We start from the raw sequence: 16,484 nt of genomic DNA on the forward strand, positions 1-16,484 counted from the left end.
TCAAAAAAAGCTTCAAAAATATTACACTATGAAATTTTTTACTGAGTCAACGTAGCCACAAAATTTTTCATCTCTTGTCACCCATTTATTTAAAAAGTTTAGCTACAATTCTACGCAAATAAAACCACCTAAAAAGAAAGGAGCAGTCATGGACGATCACCCGAGTTCTCGTAAAGTCTGCTCCTTTGTAGGTGGTTTGTTTTTGCCCTGCACAAAACTTTAAATCAGCCGACTCTAAGCCCTAAACCACCTTCTTAACATTATAAGAAGGAATGAACCATGTTCAAATATGACTATTTTTTTCACACCTTAGTGCCTGCATTTTTGCCAAAAAACTTTAAAGCATCCAAGCAAAATATCGCCAGTACACAGTCTAGCACCCACAAACTCAAAGAACTTGCAACCTGCTCCAAAGAGGAGCTCTTTGAAAAGCTTGGTAGCTCTGAAAAAGGGTTAAGCAAGCATGAGGCGCACAAACATCTTTTAAAATTTGGGGCGAATATCATTTTGGAAAACAAAAAAGCCAACCCCTTGCTGGTTATTTTTGAAAATATTAAAAATCCATTGACACTCATGCTTATCGTTCTTGCCAGTGTTTCGCTTTACATGGACGATGTACGAACCGCCGTTGTCGTAGGAGGCATGACGCTTCTGAGTGTTGCTCTCTCTTCCATGCAAGAATTTCGTTCCAGCAAAGCGGCTGAGAAACTCAGCAGTATGGTCTCATCAACAGCAACGGTACTCAGGCAAAATGATGAACCCAGTTCAGATGAAATCACTACCCAATCCAATCATAAAATCCATGAATCTCACTCTCAAACCATTGAAATAGCCATCAAAAAGATTGTACCTGGCGACATTGTCCATCTGAGTGCAGGTGACATCATCCCCGCAGATCTGAGAATCATCAGCTCCAAAGATCTCTTTTTAAATCAAGCCTCGCTGACAGGCGAAGCGATGCCTGTGGAAAAAGTTGCCATCAATGAACCGCATGAAATTGAATCCATGATAAGCGCACATAATATCTGTTTTATGGGTTCCAGTATTGAGAGTGGAACAGCAATTGGCGTTGTGTGTACCACAGGAAAAGAGACCTATCTTGGCTCCATTGCCAAAGTGATTGAGAGTGCGGCGGAACCAACAAGCTTTGATATAGGCATCAAAAAGTTTACATGGTTGATGCTTCGATTTATGTTTATAATGGTGCCGGTGGTGATGCTGGTCAATGGGTTTTTAAAACATGATTGGATGGGTGCATTTTTATTTGGACTCTCTGTTGCCGTGGGGCTTGCTCCTGAAATGCTACCGATGATCGTCACAGTCAATTTAAGCAAAGGTGCCTTCGCGTTATCCAAGCAAAAAGTCATTGTTAAAAAGCTCAGTGCCATTCAAAATTTTGGAGCAATGGATATTTTATGCACCGATAAAACAGGCACACTTACCCAAGATAAAATTATCCTCGAACAACATGTCAACGTCAATGGTGAAAAATGTAACCATGTTTTAGAATTAGCCTACTTAAACAGTTTCCATCAAACTGGCTTGAAAAACCTTCTGGACGTCGCTGTTTTGGAGCATTCTGAAATCGAAGGGTTGGCAGTTAATGAATTTCCCAATAAAGTAGATGAAATTCCTTTTGATTTTAACCGCAAACGAATGTCCGTTGTGGTTGGTAAAACCGACAATTCACATCTTCTCATCACCAAGGGTGCTGTCGAAGAGATGGTTAAAGTCTGCACACATGTTGAAAAAAATGGTGAGATTTTACCACTGGATACTACGATGTACAGTGATATTTTTAATCTGGTTAATGAATACAACAATGATGGTTTTAGGGTTATTGCCGTGGCCTACAAAAACATACCCAATTCTCAACAAGCCTATGCAATCCAAGATGAATCCCAAATGATTTTGGCAGGATTTATGTCCTTTCTTGACCCTCCCAAAGAGAGTGCAAAAAAAGCAATCAAAATGTTAAATGAATACGGCGTCAGCGTTAAAGTTCTCACCGGTGACAATGAACGTGTCACGACAAAAATCTGTAAAGATGTGGGGTTGGAAATTACTGCTATTTACCAAGGAGCTGACATTGATGCGATGAATGAAGAGGAGCTCAAACTTGCTGTTGAAAAAGCCAATGTTTTTGCCAAACTCTCCCCTGACAATAAAGCACGCATTGTCAGTGCACTCAGACAAAATGGTCACACCGTTGGGTTTATGGGTGATGGTATCAATGACGCTCCTGCCCTTAAACTCGCTGACGTGGGTATCTCTGTCGATACCGCCGTAGATATTGCCAAAGAGACTGCTGACATCATCTTACTCGAACGCAGTCTGCTCGTTTTAGAGCAAGGGGTGTTGCTGGGAAGAAAAGTGTTTGCAAATATTATCAAATACATCAAAATGGGTTCAAGTTCAAACTACGGCAATATGTTTAGTGTGGTCGGAGCCAGTGCCCTTTTGCCGTTTATTCCTATGCACCCGATTCAAATCGTCACCAATAACTTTTTATACGATCTTTCTCAGTCCACTACACCCACCGATCATGTGGATGATGAACTCATCAAAAAACCCAAGAAATGGGATATTGCCGATATTAAAAACTTTATGCTTATCGTTGGACCTACGAGTTCGGTGTTTGATTATATTACATTTGGTGTGATGATTTATATCTTTGATGCGTGGCATAATGAAGCACTGTTCCAAACAGGATGGTTTGTGGAGTCTCTCATCTCGCAAACACTGATTGTGCACATTATACGAACCGACAAAATTCCATTTTTTCAAAGTACCGCAAGTTTGCCGGTTATCTTGATGACGGCAAGCATTATGTGTTTGGGAATTTGGTTACCTTTTTCTCCATTTGCCGCATCCTTAGGACTGGTTGCCTTGCCTACTGAGTATTGGAGTATTTTAGGTGTAATGATGATAGGGTATATCTTTTTAACGCAAAGTGTTAAAATGTACTACATCAAAAAATTTGCTAGAATTTAAAACGGGGCGTATAAAGAGGAGTTCATATTGGGAAATTTTACAGAAGAAATGGGGATGGAAGAAGAGAGTACCGCAAAGACCAAAAGAGCTGTTAACAAAAGTATTTGGGTCAGTGCTTTTGTCAACCTCTGTTTATCTATTTGCCAAGTTATTATTGGTATTGTATCAGGTTCACAGGGTTTGATTGCTGATGGTATTCACTCTTTATCAGATCTAGGCGCTGATTTTGTCGCCCTTGTGGCTGCATGGAAAAGCCAAAAGAAGGCAGATACCCATTACCATTATGGTTATAAACGCTATGAAAACTTAGCTTCTATGATTTTAGGGGGATTGCTTTTAGTAGTGGGCATTGGCATGGTCTGGTCGGCGGTGCATAAACTACAATCTCCTGAGTCTATTCCAACGGTGCATCTGATAGCACTTTGGACAGCGCTCGGTTCATTGATGGCGAAAGAGTTGCTCTTTCGTTATATGTTAGCCGTCGCCCAAAAAGTAAAATCAAGCATGTTAATTGCTAACGCTTGGCATGCTAGATCGGACGCGGCATCGTCTTTGGTTGTATCCATCGGTATTATTGGGAACCTTGCGGGTTTTCCCATTCTTGATCCTATTGCAGCTTTGATTGTTGGGTTTGGTGTAAGTAAAATGGGATGGAAGTTTTTATGGGATGCAACGCAAGATTTGTTAGATAAATCCATCAGCGAAGATCAAGTAGCTGCTATTGCTGCTGAAATTGCTGCAACGCCAGGCGTTATCGGATTTCACCAGTTAAAAACACGTAAAGCAGGTGATTTGATTTTGGCTGATGTCCATTTGGATATTGATGGCTCCATTACCGTAGCGGAAGGTCACATCATAGCCAAAGCTGTCAAAGCCAATGTTATGTCCAAGCATCCGGTGCTTTATATTATGATCCATGTGGATCCTGTATTGAAGAAATGAACGTCAAAGAAGTGATAACGTTGTTAAATTTTCTCATTGACTTTTTATTTACAAAAGGTTAATCACACGTTTAATCTATTCTCCTATACTTTCATTACCAAGTCAATAACCTCCTTTTTGTGAAACACTCAATCATTTTAAAAGATGCGCTCAGATTGCCCGGTCTGAGCGTTACTCTTTGCCCTTCTCTTTTTTTTAACATTTCACCTTTTGTAATCAAAATCAACCTTACTTTTAAGTAGAATACGACACTCAAACAGTTAAGGAAACAGTATGCGTTCAATCGGCAACTTTTTATGGTTTATTTTAGGTGGCGTTTTTATGGGACTCTGCTGGTGGATTGTAGGAATATTCGCATTTATCACTATTATCGGCATTCCGTGGGCAAAAGCCTGTTTTATCATCGGTCAATTTACCTTTTTTCCATTTGGCAAAGAAGCCATCAGTCGTAAAGAGCTCCTGCACAAAGACGATATTGGAACCAGTTCCTTTGGGGTCGTGGGTAACGTTATTTGGTTTCTCTTTGCAGGTATTTGGCTTGCTCTTGGTCATGTTTTCTCTGCGATTGCATGTTTTGCCTCGATTATTGGTATTCCTTTTGGCATCCAACACCTCAAACTTGCCGCTATCTCGCTCTTTCCCATTGGTCAAACCATCGTTGATAAAGAGGTTGCAGCAGCCGCTCGAAATTTTAATGCAGAACAAATAGCCGCTTCCATGCGACACAAGAATTAAATAGGCAGATTATGGAAGACTTTTTTATCTCAAGTATGCAAGAGTATGGGTACATTATTCTTTTTTTCTGGAGTATTTTAGAAGGTGAAAGTGGTCTGGTAATGGCTGGACTTTTTAGCCATACAGGAGACATGCAACTTTTTATCGCTATCTTTGTAGCAGGACTGGGTGGTTTTGCAGGAGATCAGATCTATTTTTACATTGGAAGATTTAATAAAAGTTATGTGCATCGCACGCTCAAAAAGCAACGACGCAAATTTGCATTAGCGCATCTCCTGCTTAAAAAGCATGGTTGGCCGATCATTTTTTTACAGCGCTACTTGTACGGGCTTCGCACAATCATTCCTATTGCCATCGGACTAACTGGATACAGCGCTAAAAAATATGCTGTGATCAACCTGTTTGCGGCATGGTGCTGGGCAGCATTGATTATTATCCCAGTGTGGTACTTCGGAAATGAAATTTTAGGTGTCATTAAATGGGCAAAAACACACTGGTACTACGCGCTTCCTCTTGTTGGATTACTCATTGGTGTGGCATACTACTACATTCATACGATCACAGAAAAAACATTAAAAACAAAAGTAGATCAAAAGTAGTATTTTTTTGATAAAATACGCGCGCATTTTTAGATTTTAGAAGAGGATAACCCATGGAAAGTAATGCCATTGAAGAACATTTAAAACAAGTTGAGGAAGCTATTGCTGAGGTAGAACATAAAGAGGAAGAAGTAGAAGGTTGGCTTTCGTATATTTCGCTGAGTACGGCCATTATTGCCATTGTGACAGCCCTCGTTGGTTTGTATGAATCACAAATTACATCGAAAACGATCCTTACCAAAAATGAAGCGGTACTCTACCAAAGTCAAGCATCTGATCAGTGGAATTTTTATCAAGCTAAAAGTGTAAAAGCCCATATTTACACAGTTAATGCGGAAATTTATCCTGATAAAGCAGAAGATTTTAAGAAAAAAGTCGCGGTCTACAAAAAAGAACAAGAAGAGATTAAAGCCGAAGCGGAGCGTATTGAAGGACTGAAAGAATTACGGAATGAGCAGAGTGATCACTACTATCACATTCATCACATTCTTAGCTTTGCAATTACCTTTTTACAAATTTCGATTGCGCTTGCCTCTATTTCAGCACTCACTCGCAATAAAAAGTTTTGGATGGGCTCTTTAGTCTTAAGCGGTATTGGCGCTATTATCGCAGGCTACTGCCTTGTCCTTTAAAAAGAATTTTTTCTTACGTCTTTTTCTCTGCATTTTTTTATGCCACGCTGCCCTCTTTGGAGAGCAGTATGGCGCCATCGAAATAGGAGGAAAAGGCGTTAAAGCCTATGTTATAGAGATAGATAACACTCTTACCAAGATCAATTATCGAAATGCTCTTAACACCGCTCCACAAAGTGGTATAACAGAGCATCACTTAATGACACCAGAGATGATACAACATGTCAGCTCTGACATTGCAATACTTCAAAACATGCTTCTACATGACCAAAATATATCTGAACAGAACATTTTTATTATCGCTAGCAGTGCTATTTATAAAATCAAAAATAGACCCGCGTTAGAGACCAAAGTCAAAAAAATGACGCATCATTCGCTCTATTTTATCAATGAAAAAGAGGAGAGCACGTTCGCTTTTTATGGCTCTGTTCCTAAAGCACAATGGCTGAGTGCTTCTATGATCGATATTGGTGGAGGAAACACAAAAGTAGCTTGGATGGATGCGCAAAATATCATTGATTTTTTTGAAATTCCACTCGGAACGGTTTCCTTAACCCAACAAGCAGACTTACGTGACACCAACACTTCCTTTGAAGAAAAATGTGTCAGTGTAATTCAGAATGAACTCTCGACACTTCAAAAGACTCACACAAAAGAGGCTCTCTACGCCAGTGGTGGTATTTTTTGGGCAACCGCTTATTTGAAAACCAATGGTCATTTAGAGTCGTTTGTTCGTTTAGAAAAAGCGGATTTTGAGAAGGTTGTCGCTCTCTTTTCGCATGAAGAACGCAAAGAGTGTAGTGAAGCTAATGCACAGTGCTTTTTGTTAGGCTATTATGGCGCTAAGAACTTGGTAGCAGGAGCCTTATTGGCAAAAGAAACCATCGATACAATGCAGTTTTTTGATCAAAAAGTCTATTTTGCAAAAGACGGTGCATGGGTCATTGGTTGGCTTTTAGTCCACACCCAATAATCTCACACCACTTTTTTTAAAAAGGCACTTCCACATTTAGGACAATTCCCATCCCACTCTAATAAATGATGTCCATGACACTTCTGACAACTGGGTTTATGCAAAAGTTTTGGAACAAGAGAGGAAGGATTGTGCGTATGCTTTTTAAAAGCAAATTGTTTTACATGTAACCATATAACCTTGAATGCTTGAATCAAAAATCGTTTGGGATGTGGTTTTTCTTGGAGATGTCTGCAATCAAGGCAGACCATCCATTTTTTCTGCAAACGAATATGTCGATGCGTTCGTGCGAGTGTAATATGCTCTGTTTCGTAACTACAAAGAGGGCATAAGAGATAATGCTTGGCTTCCATAAAGTATCCTTTACAAGCGATCCCTGCTTTTGCGATATAATGTATCACATATTAACTCAAGCATTTTAAGTTCCAGATTAATTTTAACTCAAATGGAAATTTGCCGATATAGAGTTAGCTCTTGATAAGGAGTAGATAATGGACGCACTCAATAGTAGCATCCCGTCAAGCACAGAAATTTATGCGATGAAGCAAGCAATGAAGGTTCAAGAACAGATGGTTTCAAAAATGTTGGAATCTCTGCCTCAACCAACAGACACTGCATCAGCACAAGTCTCTGGGCTGGCATCAGAGGGTATTGGGTCAAACCTTGATCTCAAGGCGTAGCCCACAACAGAGATAACCCTTTTGGGTTATCTCATCTTTTTACATGTAAAACAGTGGTTTTTCACCCAAAGGCAAAATTTCCGCGATAATAGCGCTGTACGTTAACCCTTCACTCTGAAGATGATGCAAGAGTTTGGGGGCATCATTTTGAGATACCGCTATCAAAAGTCCGCCAGAAGTTTGTGCATCGTACAAGATAATTTCATCTTTGTGAGGCACTTTGGCTTGTACTTTAGAGCTTAAATAACTTTTGTTCGTATATGCACCTGCAGGAATAATCCCCATATCCGCCATGGCTCTGGCTTCTTCTAAAATCGGAATATTTTTCAGCTCAAAAGCAATCGTAACACGGTTAAAACTCATCTCATACCCATGCCCAAAAAGACCAAATCCCGTTACATCGGTACATGCACTTACGTCGTATTGGCGCATAATGCGTGAGGCTTTGTGATTGAGGGTCGCAAGGATGGACGCCACTTTTTCAATCACTTGAGTCTCAAGCATATCCGCTTTAATCGCCGTCGTTAAGATGCCCATACCCAGAGGTTTGGTCAAAATGAGCACATCACCAATGCGTGGTGTGTTGTTGCGATAGATTTTCTGTGGATGCACAAACCCTGTGACACTCATGCCATAGGTCATCTCAGGCGCTTCGATCGTATGGCCTCCGATGATGATACCACCGCATTCGACCACTTTGCTCTGCCCACCCTCTAAGATTGCTTTGAGAACGGAACGCGGTTGATGACACCCATCAAATCCAACGATATTCATCGCGGTGGCAACTTCGCCACCCATCGCAAAGACATCGCTCAAAGAGTTTGCCGCTGCAATCTGTCCGTACACATAAGGATCATCGACTACAGGCGTGATGATGTCTACCGTTTGTACGAGTGCGCGTTCTTCATCAAGATAATAAACACTGGCATCGTCACTGGTATCCATTCCAACCAAAACATTCTCATGCGTGCAGGAAAGACCGCCTATGGCTTCTGTGAGGTCTCCCGGACCCAGCTTGGCAGCGCAACCAGCAGCTTTGACATATTTGGTCAATTTTGCTTCGTTATTCATTGTGTTCCTATAGACTTATTGTGCCATCTCCACCAAAAAGCATCTCAATCGTGCCAAAAGCATTACCGATTTTACCCACTTTGAGTTTGTCGCTCACACCAAAAAATTCTAAACAAACACCGCAGGAATAAATTTCAACGCCTTTAGCTTCAAGCGCTTTGAGCACTTCCATAATCGGTGCACTCTCATCTGCCGTCGTTAAAAGAACGGCTTGATTGACACAGACAATGCGACGAGGCAGTTTAGGAAGTTCTAATGTTGACTTTAAAAAGCCTACAATCAGTTTTGCACCCAGTTCGCCCTCACCGACTTTATCGCTTTTAAGGAACAAGGTTTTGTCTAAAAACTTCTCATCTTTAGCATCAGCCACAACATTACATGTAAAGCCTTTGACGATCGTAATCAGACTTTTACCCTCCGCCAAATCTTGCACTCTTACATCAAATCCGCCATTTTGTGCAAAACGAGTCACGTTTTCTTTGGAAGCTAAAGAATTGACGATAACCTCTAATACAGAGTCATTTGGGAGTGTTTCCAACGCTTTTTTGGTTTGTAAAACGGGCTCTGGACATGCCAAGCCACTACAATCTATTTTCATGATTTTCTCCAGTAAGTATGATTAAGTTAGTCTAAACCTTAGACCTAAAAAAAAAGAGGGAAGAGAGAATAAAATCCTCTCTTATTTTGCATTCATTATTTTTTCAATCCACGCACTTGCTTTTTCTACACTGTCAAATTTTTGACTTTTTGCCACTTGATTTTGACCTTCGTAAAAACGAACACGAATACCATCTTGCACCTCATCAATTTTGATGCGTGTAATACGATCGGCATTGAGGTAAACTCTATCGTTTAGTTTAACAAACATTGTAAACTCCTTTATCTTTATTGGCTTTATTCTAGCACGATTTTGGTAAATTATGAATTTAGGAAATTGTTTTGTGTTATACTTTAGAATGTGAATATTTTTACAATGAAAAGGTCACAATTATGGCACATGTATTTTGGATCTTTTTGATAGCTTTAACATCAACGTCCACACTCAACGCAGATGTGCTCTCCACAATTTTTGAAACAAAAAAAATACGTGTTTGCATTTGGCCAGAGTATTATGGCATCTCTTATGTCAATCCGCGAACACAAGAGCTTACAGGCATTGATATTGATTTAGCAAAAGAGTTTGCCAAAGATTTGGGTGTCAGTGTAGAGTTTAAATCCAGCTCATTTGCGACACTCATTCAAGATATTAATACACATTATTGCGATATAGCCATGTTTGCCATTGGCCATACGGAAGAACGAAAAAAATACCTTACCCTGACAACACCTCATCTTGCAAGTGATGTCTATGCGATTGCCGCCAAAAGTAATCGCCGTATTCAAACATGGGATGACATCGATAAAGAAGGTGTTGTCGTTGCGGTTGCTAAGGGAACGTATCATGTGAAACTCATGCAAGATTACCTCAAAAATGCCAAACTGCTGATTGTCGATTCTCTTCATGCAAGAGAACAAGAGGTTGAAGCAGGACGTGCTGATGTTTTTATGAGTGACTACCCTTTTGGTATTTATATGCTTGAAGAACAAGAGTGGGCAAAGCTAATCAAACCGACTAAACCATTTCACATCACCCCTTATGGTTGGGCAATAGCACAAAATGAGCCTTCCTTTGAGCACAGAGTTGAAGCCTTTATTAAGGCTATCAAACAGGATGGTAGGCTATTAAGTGCTTCAAAGCGCCACCATTTAGAACCTATTGTCGTGTCCGAGTAATTCGATGAAACAGTTTTTATTAGAGGAGAGAAATGTCACTCGGTATATTATCGCAGCGATTGTCATTTTTGCGATGATTATTGGGTTTATCATTATGGCACTCTCTAGTTTACGCCAAGAAGCCATCCAAACACATCGTCATATTGCCAATCTTCATGCCTACACAATTGAAGAACATTTTTCTCAAATCCTTCAACATGCGAGTATAACAATAGATCGTATCCCACTTTTAAGTAATGAATCAATTTCCGAGGTTGCTCTTGCCCCTGTTTTTACTGAACTTTTGCATAATGCTCCCTATTTACGCTCACTCTCACTTTTAAATGACGAAGGTGTTATCGTAGCAAGTTCTCATGAACTTAATATTGGCAAGAAAGTATCCATAGACAATTTTTTGCCTATTCCTTTTGGAGAAACACCCTTACTACGCATCGGTGTTCCATGGTCTGGAAGAGATTTTGATAATGCCCATTCGAGTAGTATTGAAAAACCTATACCTTCTTCAGAAATAACTTTTTTACCCCTACTCAAAAAAGTTTTTTTCGAAGACACGCTGTATTACGTTATCGCTAACATCAATATTGATTATCTTACCAATCGCTATACAAATACCCTACCCACAGATCAAGGCACCGTCTCTTTGTGGAGACTAGATGGCACTCTTTTAGTCTCAACCAATCCACAATTTTACCTTGGATCTTCACACTACAACATGAACCATCTGCAACACGTCAACGAGGACTTTTTTACCCATCTACAAAAGGAAACCCATACTCTTTTAGATGTTTTTCGTCTCGCCAAAGTTTTTCCTTTTATTGTAGAAATTCAAACGAATGAAGCTAATACCCTTGGTTATTGGGATAAAGAACGTCAAAAGATACTAAGTATCATCACGCTTCTCATTACCCTTACAGGGGTACTGACGTTGGCATTGATTGTGCGTTATTACAATGAAAACAGCCGCCAAAGAGAACAACTCTCCTATGAAAAACAATTCCGCATTGCCATGGAAGCAACACAAACAGGTCTTTGGACATGGAATTTAAAGACAAATCAAGTCACGTGGGATCCACAATGTTTTTTACTCCTTGGTTATCAGCCCAACTCTTTTGAAACGCCATGGGATAAAATCTATGAACTAACCTATCCTGATGATGCGAATGATATGCTATCTTCGATTCAAGATCAGATTCTTGCCCAATCAATCTTTTTAATTGAACGCCGAATGAAAGCGGCTTCTGGTGAGTGGGTCTGGATACAAGTAAGAGGTAAAGTCATTGAATTTTCAGAGCTAAATGAACCTTTACTGCTTACAGGTGTTTACATCAACATTGATACGCAGAAGAAAGTTGAGCAACTCCATCTTTCAGCCGTTGCGTTTGAAACGCAAGAGGCTATTCTTATCACCGATGTTCATGAAAAGATTTTAAAAGTCAATGAAGCTTTTACACGCATTACAGGCTATAGCGACAATGAGATCCTTGGGGCAACACCCCGAATTCTTCATTCAGGCTATCACGATAAAGCTTTTTATCAAGTGATGTGGAAAGCATTACTTGAAGAAGGTTTTTGGCAAGGTGAACTTTGGAATAAGCGAAAAAATGGCGAAATTTATGCAGAATTTATTACCATTACCGCTATTCGCAATGATCAAGGTACCATCACCCACTTTATCGCCAATTTTAACGATATAACCACCAATAAAGTAGAACAACTGAAAATTCAAGAACTGGCTTACTATGATCCTCTAACCCGTCTGGCAAACCGTCGCTTGCTAGAAGAATCTTTGCACAAAACCTTAAAACACTGTCTTTATGAGAACCATTTGGGAGCATTGCTCTTTATTGATTTGGATTATTTCAAAGAGCTCAATGATACCTTTGGGCACGATGCAGGAGATATGCTTCTGATTCAAACGGCAGCACGCCTTAAAGAGACAATCCGAGAGAGTGATCTTGTAGCACGCCTTGGCGGTGATGAGTTTATTGTCTTACTCAAAGATATTGGTAAACAACACGGTAGCGCTAATCATCTGACAGAAAATATTGCCCATAAAATTCTCTCACTTTTATGTCAGCCTTATGCTCTTGCCCATGGAAATTATCAACTGGGAGCAAGTATCGGATGTACTATTTTTGGAAATGATCCTAAAAAAGACAGTACGATGCTTCTCAAAGAGGCTGATCTTGCCATGTACCAAGCCAAAGAAAAAGGGCGCAATCAGGTTTGCTTTTATGAGACCTCTTCTTAACCATATTTTTTAACGCTTCAATAAGTTTGCATATGCAATAATTGCATATGCAAACATTTGGAGTATCTTATGAAAGAAACACTCAACAATACGGTTGGCTTTAGAGTTGCACACGCCGCCAATCATATTAACCAAACCATCAATACCCTTTTAAGTGAATATGGCATTGCACCTGAACAGAGGATTTTACTTGAAATTCTTACCTCATGTGAAAAAGTTAACCAAACAACATTAGCAACACTTTTAAATAAAAGTAACACAACCATCAGCCGAACACTGGATTCACTGGAAAAAAAAGAGTTGATTGTTAAAAAATCGGTTGAAGGCGATAAGCGTGCCAATGTCATTGCTGTAACGCCACAAGGTCAAGCACTTTTAGAAAAAACGGAAGCCTGTGTAATGGCATTTCGAAATACTTTAGCCCAAAAGCTGACTGATGAAGAGCGAAAAACACTCTTCATGCTTCTTGAAAAACTCTCTTAAGGCCTTTTATGAGTCATATACACAGCAATAATCTCGCACAAAAAGTCACTGTTTTTGCAACTTTTCTCGCATTTATGGGCATGGGTGTGGTTGATCCCATTCTTCCTGACATCGCACACCATCTTGGTGCAACCAGCTGGCAAGTCGAACTTCTGTTTACAACGTACATTTTTATGATGGCACTGATTATGATTCCTGCGGGAATGCTTGCCAGTAAATTGGGGGACAAACGCGTCATGGCTTTGGGACTTGCCATTGTCGCAATTTCTGCCCTTTTGTGCGCAACGGCGCAAAATATCTCAATGTTAGCGCTTTTTCGAGCTGGCTGGGGATACGGTAATGCTCACTTTTTTGCAACCGCGCTCATTCTTCTCATTGCACTCTCCAGCGATCACCACAAAGCCATTGGCTTGTTTGAAGGTTCCATCGGATTTGGTATCGCAGCAGGTCCTCTTTTGGGAGGCTTTGTTGGTCAATACTCCTGGCGCTACCCTTTTTTAGTCACGGGTGCTTTAACCGTTGTCGCTTTTTTATTAGTGGTTATTTTTGTTAAAAATCCCAAAGAGAAAAAATCTCATAAACCCGCTGGCATCCAAGAGCTTAAAGCCTTATTTCACGATGCAAAATTCGTCAAAATTTCATTAGCAGCGATGCTCTATTACTATGGTTTTTTTGTGGTACTTGCGTATTCGCCCTTGGTGATTCAGATGACGCCTATTGAGATTGGACTCCTCTTTTTTGGATGGGGATTTGCACTGGCACTTGGTTCGGTGGTACTGAGTACACAGCTTGAACGAAAGTGGAAAGCCAAAGAGATCATTCCTGTTGTTTTGGCTCTTTTTGCCATAGTTTTGATAGCAATGATGTCCGTGAGTTCGCTAACGTTCATGGCAATTTTCATCATTTTAAGCGGTTTACTTTCAGGAATCAATAACTCTTTACTCACGACATACGTTATGGAATCACACTTTGAGCGCAATATTATCTCAGGTGGTTATAATTTTTTACGCTGGATTGGTGCGGCTATCGCTCCCATTGCATCAGGGTTTATCGGCGAAACAGTGGGACTTAAAATTCCTTATCTTGTCGCTGCCTGTTTATCGCTTATGGCATTAGCGCTTATTGTTCACACCAATAAAAAATACCCAAAAACACACTAATCGTACATGTGCCATTGTGTGATATTGATATGAATAAGCAAGGGTAATTTTCATCAAAAAAGCGGATCAAAAATTGCTTTTCGTTGGTAGGTTCCTGCTTCTGCAGGAGTTTTCATGCATCCAAAAGGAAATGCACTATGAAAGTATATGGAATCGTGTTAGCATGTATCACAACCACTTTGTTAGCAGATCTTGCCTATTTTGATCGTGATGTCAATAGTACACAACTGGAACAATGCAAAGCCTTTTTCACAAAAGAGAAAGATATTAAAACGATTCATCTGCTCAATGCTCAAACGTTAGAGTTTAAAGATGAATATCTGGGCGATGACCCTGAGTACAAAACACTCCTCTACACGCTCAAAGGCTGTTTTTTCAAAGAGAAATATCTTATCTACAGTGATTTTATGCCCGATAGCGAAGCCTATTATGCCCTTGATTTACGCGATGGTAAAGAGACACAACTCAATGGTATGCCCTATCTTTCGCCTTCCCATGCTTTTTTTGTCACAGAAGCCATCGAATCACATCGTATCAGCGTTTATGCTTTCAGTAACGAACGCATCGTCAAAGTTTTTTTCCACAGATACCCCGATCAATGCGTCACTCAAAACACCGTATGGATTGATGATCAAACGATTCGCTTCGAGCTTGAATGCGATGGCCTCTTTGATAACGATACCAATACCACCAAAGAAGGCACGAAAGAGACTTTTAAATTGATCCAAAAAGCAGGTAAATGGGAGATCACCCAACCCAATTAAGTGTTGAGTGCATACAAAGGGTTGAGTGTTTTCACAATGGTCGCGTGAATCAACTCCATCGTTTTGGCATCGACCATGCCCAATTTTTCACTAAAACGCTCATGCGAAAAGTTTTTGATTTGAAAACAGTCAACGGCGGAAGTTTTAGAGAGTCCATTGAGCCCAGTTGCTTCAAGTTTCACCATCCACGGATAGTGAGCGTACTGTGCTGACCACTCGGTAATCGGCACAATGGTTTTAAGTGGAAGCCTGCCGATCTCGTTGGAACTAACCACGACAGCAGGGCGAAGTTTGGCGATCTCGCTGCCCACTTTGGGATAAAACTCCACCATCCATATCTCACTTTGAAGGATAGTCATAAAGCTCTCCTCCTACGTCACTCGCCGTGTCCAAATACTTCGTATCACCCGAAGCCAATTCCGCCCCTTTTTGCCACCGCTCACGTTCTTTTTGCTGAATATAGTTTTTGACTGCTTCATTGTAAATGGTCGAAAGTGAGACTTTGAGCTCATCTTTGAGTTGCATCACTTTCTCTTTGAGTTCGACTGGCATGTTGAAAGTTATTTTTTCAGTGCTTAAATTTACCATACAAATCCTCCGTATCTTTTTGGAGTATTATACTCTTTTACACTAAATTCATGCAAGTGGAATTTTTTAATTCGATAGCTAAATCTGCTCTATGTATTTTTATGATGTTATCAAAAATTTCTTGTACAAAATTTGCAACATTATACTGCGAACCCTCAGGTGGTGTTTCACCACAATCTAGATAATCCCTATAATCCGAGGCCATCATATAATGGTCTTTAATTGTAAAGAGCCAAATAAAATGCTTTACAAAAATATCTCTTATATCATTTGATATTTGATCTAAAGTTTCAATTCTTTTTGGATTGTAGATTTCATTGTCATTGAACATCATATATTGAAAAAAATTATAGTGTGTATGATCATTCAATCTTTGTCTTAAGTATGAATAATGTTCTGTATCTAATATCTTGTTAATAGATTGAAGTTTTTTGTGATTATATAAGTAATTGTACATAACTTTATTTGTTGGCAATTTTTCTTTTCCATGTAACCAATTATTGATTTGCTGAACCACCATATTTTCTATACTAAAATGATCATCTAAATATAAATCAGAATATATGTTTATTATGACAGAATCATAATATTTTCTTGTCAATGAACATGCATCATTAAGTCGTCCATTAATTAGTAATGTTTTTATTGACTCTATAGTGCCTTTGACAGAAGATAACAAATAACTTTCATAATTAAAAATACCACCTCTAACTCCCATATTCAACCATTGAAGAATTGAAAAAGATAATCTATCATAGTAGGTTATATAATACTCAAGTTCTCGAAAAATAGAATGGTTGATATACTTTTCACTTTTAATTTCATTAATTGACATAATC

19 protein-coding genes are annotated in these 16,484 nt (G+C 39.6%); 12 read left to right on the plus strand and 7 right to left on the minus strand.

The window, feature by feature from the left end; genetic code table 11:
- The first annotated feature begins 279 nt into the window (after window positions 1-279).
- The 6 genes from mgtA (at window position 280) to FA584_RS12295 (ending at window position 6,875) form a co-directional block, all read left to right on the plus strand.
- Window positions 280-2,994, plus strand: a complete 2,715-nt coding sequence (mgtA, locus tag FA584_RS12270) for a magnesium-translocating P-type ATPase (protein ID WP_167749628.1) — start codon at window positions 280-282, stop codon at window positions 2,992-2,994.
- A 27-nt stretch (window positions 2,995-3,021) separates the two neighbouring features.
- Entirely contained in the window at window positions 3,022-3,936 is a 915-nt protein-coding gene (locus FA584_RS12275) for a cation diffusion facilitator family transporter (protein ID WP_228448567.1), read from the plus strand.
- Window positions 3,937-4,209: 273 nt separating this feature from the next.
- Window positions 4,210-4,671 (plus strand): YccF domain-containing protein, encoded by a 462-nt coding sequence (locus tag FA584_RS12280; RefSeq protein WP_167749629.1) that lies wholly within the window; start codon window positions 4,210-4,212, stop codon window positions 4,669-4,671.
- 11 nt (window positions 4,672-4,682) lie between these two features.
- Window positions 4,683-5,270: a DedA family protein gene (locus FA584_RS12285; protein ID WP_167749630.1), complete on the plus strand. Its 588-nt coding sequence runs from the start codon at window positions 4,683-4,685 to the stop codon at window positions 5,268-5,270.
- Between the two features lie 53 nt (window positions 5,271-5,323).
- Window positions 5,324-5,902: a DUF4337 domain-containing protein gene (locus FA584_RS12290; protein WP_087439468.1), complete on the plus strand. Its 579-nt coding sequence runs from the start codon at window positions 5,324-5,326 to the stop codon at window positions 5,900-5,902.
- Window positions 5,892-6,875 carry a Ppx/GppA phosphatase family protein gene (locus tag FA584_RS12295; RefSeq protein ID WP_167749631.1) on the plus strand — a complete coding sequence of 328 codons (984 nt, stop codon included), beginning with the start codon at window positions 5,892-5,894 and terminating at the stop codon, window positions 6,873-6,875. Before FA584_RS12290 ends, FA584_RS12295 begins: the two co-directional genes overlap by 11 nt.
- A gap of 2 nt (window positions 6,876-6,877) precedes the next feature.
- On the opposite strand, the gene FA584_RS12300 is transcribed toward FA584_RS12295, so the two are convergent.
- Complete coding sequence (locus FA584_RS12300) at window positions 6,878-7,228, minus strand: hypothetical protein (protein ID WP_096047460.1); 351 nt, start codon at window positions 7,226-7,228, stop codon at window positions 6,878-6,880.
- Between the two features lie 138 nt (window positions 7,229-7,366).
- Here FA584_RS12300 and FA584_RS12305 point away from each other — a divergent pair, with 138 nt between their 5' ends.
- Window positions 7,367-7,555 (plus strand): hypothetical protein, encoded by a 189-nt coding sequence (locus FA584_RS12305; protein ID WP_087439471.1) that lies wholly within the window; start codon window positions 7,367-7,369, stop codon window positions 7,553-7,555.
- 39 nt (window positions 7,556-7,594) lie between these two features.
- Here the strand turns inward: FA584_RS12305 and selD are convergent, their stop codons facing one another.
- From selD to FA584_RS12320, 3 genes are all read right to left on the minus strand, one after another.
- Window positions 7,595-8,626: a selenide, water dikinase SelD gene (gene selD / locus FA584_RS12310; protein WP_167749632.1), complete on the minus strand. Its 1,032-nt coding sequence runs from the start codon at window positions 8,624-8,626 to the stop codon at window positions 7,595-7,597.
- Window positions 8,627-8,633: 7 nt separating this feature from the next.
- On the minus strand, window positions 8,634-9,224 hold the full coding sequence (gene yedF / locus FA584_RS12315) for a sulfurtransferase-like selenium metabolism protein YedF (protein WP_167749633.1): 591 nt from the start codon (window positions 9,222-9,224) through the stop codon (window positions 8,634-8,636).
- Between the two features lie 81 nt (window positions 9,225-9,305).
- Window positions 9,306-9,494 (minus strand): sodium-dependent tyrosine transporter, encoded by a 189-nt coding sequence (locus FA584_RS12320; protein WP_087439474.1) that lies wholly within the window; start codon window positions 9,492-9,494, stop codon window positions 9,306-9,308.
- A gap of 122 nt (window positions 9,495-9,616) precedes the next feature.
- Here FA584_RS12320 and FA584_RS12325 point away from each other — a divergent pair, with 122 nt between their 5' ends.
- From FA584_RS12325 to FA584_RS12345, 5 genes are all read left to right on the plus strand, one after another.
- Entirely contained in the window at window positions 9,617-10,399 is a 783-nt protein-coding gene (locus tag FA584_RS12325) for a substrate-binding periplasmic protein (RefSeq protein ID WP_167749634.1), read from the plus strand.
- Window positions 10,400-10,403: 4 nt separating this feature from the next.
- Window positions 10,404-12,650 carry a diguanylate cyclase domain-containing protein gene (locus tag FA584_RS12330; RefSeq protein ID WP_167749635.1) on the plus strand — a complete coding sequence of 749 codons (2,247 nt, stop codon included), beginning with the start codon at window positions 10,404-10,406 and terminating at the stop codon, window positions 12,648-12,650.
- 69 nt (window positions 12,651-12,719) lie between these two features.
- Window positions 12,720-13,133: a MarR family winged helix-turn-helix transcriptional regulator gene (locus tag FA584_RS12335; RefSeq protein WP_167749636.1), complete on the plus strand. Its 414-nt coding sequence runs from the start codon at window positions 12,720-12,722 to the stop codon at window positions 13,131-13,133.
- An 8-nt stretch (window positions 13,134-13,141) separates the two neighbouring features.
- Window positions 13,142-14,293 (plus strand): MFS transporter, encoded by a 1,152-nt coding sequence (locus FA584_RS12340; RefSeq protein WP_167749637.1) that lies wholly within the window; start codon window positions 13,142-13,144, stop codon window positions 14,291-14,293.
- A 137-nt stretch (window positions 14,294-14,430) separates the two neighbouring features.
- Window positions 14,431-15,057: a hypothetical protein gene (locus FA584_RS12345; protein WP_167749638.1), complete on the plus strand. Its 627-nt coding sequence runs from the start codon at window positions 14,431-14,433 to the stop codon at window positions 15,055-15,057.
- On the opposite strand, the gene FA584_RS12350 is transcribed toward FA584_RS12345, so the two are convergent.
- The 3 genes from FA584_RS12350 to FA584_RS12360 are packed head-to-tail and all read right to left on the minus strand — an operon-like array spanning window position 15,054 to window position 16,480.
- Window positions 15,054-15,416, minus strand: a complete 363-nt coding sequence (locus tag FA584_RS12350; protein WP_167749639.1) for a type II toxin-antitoxin system PemK/MazF family toxin — start codon at window positions 15,414-15,416, stop codon at window positions 15,054-15,056. The two genes, FA584_RS12345 and FA584_RS12350, sit on opposite strands and share 4 nt — an antisense overlap.
- Window positions 15,397-15,645: a ribbon-helix-helix domain-containing protein gene (locus FA584_RS12355; RefSeq protein ID WP_167749640.1), complete on the minus strand. Its 249-nt coding sequence runs from the start codon at window positions 15,643-15,645 to the stop codon at window positions 15,397-15,399. The genes FA584_RS12350 and FA584_RS12355 overlap by 20 nt, the downstream gene beginning before the upstream one ends.
- A 37-nt stretch (window positions 15,646-15,682) precedes the next feature.
- Window positions 15,683-16,480 carry a hypothetical protein gene (locus FA584_RS12360; protein WP_167749641.1) on the minus strand — a complete coding sequence of 266 codons (798 nt, stop codon included), beginning with the start codon at window positions 16,478-16,480 and terminating at the stop codon, window positions 15,683-15,685.
- Between the last annotated feature and the right edge of the window lie 4 nt (window positions 16,481-16,484).

This window comes from Sulfurospirillum diekertiae, assembly GCF_011769985.2.
GTDB lineage: Bacteria > Campylobacterota > Campylobacteria > Campylobacterales > Sulfurospirillaceae > Sulfurospirillum > Sulfurospirillum diekertiae.

Excerpts from the sequence above, each read along its gene's own strand:
- FA584_RS12285 (WP_167749630.1), top strand. The coding sequence starts at position 4,683 with ATGGAAGACTTTTTTATCTCAAGTATGCAAGAGTATGGGTACATTATT.
- FA584_RS12280 (WP_167749629.1), top strand. The coding sequence starts at position 4,210 with ATGCGTTCAATCGGCAACTTTTTATGGTTTATTTTAGGTGGCGTTTTT.
- mgtA (WP_167749628.1), top strand. The coding sequence starts at position 280 with ATGTTCAAATATGACTATTTTTTTCACACCTTAGTGCCTGCATTTTTG.
- FA584_RS12305 (WP_087439471.1), top strand. The coding sequence starts at position 7,367 with ATGGACGCACTCAATAGTAGCATCCCGTCAAGCACAGAAATTTATGCG.
- FA584_RS12360 (WP_167749641.1), bottom strand. The coding sequence starts at position 16,480 with ATGTCAATTAATGAAATTAAAAGTGAAAAGTATATCAACCATTCTATT.
- FA584_RS12325 (WP_167749634.1), top strand. The coding sequence starts at position 9,617 with ATGGCACATGTATTTTGGATCTTTTTGATAGCTTTAACATCAACGTCC.
- FA584_RS12330 (WP_167749635.1), top strand. The coding sequence starts at position 10,404 with ATGAAACAGTTTTTATTAGAGGAGAGAAATGTCACTCGGTATATTATC.
- FA584_RS12345 (WP_167749638.1), top strand. The coding sequence starts at position 14,431 with ATGAAAGTATATGGAATCGTGTTAGCATGTATCACAACCACTTTGTTA.
- FA584_RS12320 (WP_087439474.1), bottom strand. The coding sequence starts at position 9,494 with ATGTTTGTTAAACTAAACGATAGAGTTTACCTCAATGCCGATCGTATT.
- FA584_RS12335 (WP_167749636.1), top strand. The coding sequence starts at position 12,720 with ATGAAAGAAACACTCAACAATACGGTTGGCTTTAGAGTTGCACACGCC.
- FA584_RS12355 (WP_167749640.1), bottom strand. The coding sequence starts at position 15,645 with ATGGTAAATTTAAGCACTGAAAAAATAACTTTCAACATGCCAGTCGAA.
- FA584_RS12290 (WP_087439468.1), top strand. The coding sequence starts at position 5,324 with ATGGAAAGTAATGCCATTGAAGAACATTTAAAACAAGTTGAGGAAGCT.
- FA584_RS12350 (WP_167749639.1), bottom strand. The coding sequence starts at position 15,416 with ATGACTATCCTTCAAAGTGAGATATGGATGGTGGAGTTTTATCCCAAA.
- yedF (WP_167749633.1), bottom strand. The coding sequence starts at position 9,224 with ATGAAAATAGATTGTAGTGGCTTGGCATGTCCAGAGCCCGTTTTACAA.
- selD (WP_167749632.1), bottom strand. The coding sequence starts at position 8,626 with ATGAATAACGAAGCAAAATTGACCAAATATGTCAAAGCTGCTGGTTGC.
- FA584_RS12300 (WP_096047460.1), bottom strand. The coding sequence starts at position 7,228 with ATGGAAGCCAAGCATTATCTCTTATGCCCTCTTTGTAGTTACGAAACA.
- FA584_RS12340 (WP_167749637.1), top strand. The coding sequence starts at position 13,142 with ATGAGTCATATACACAGCAATAATCTCGCACAAAAAGTCACTGTTTTT.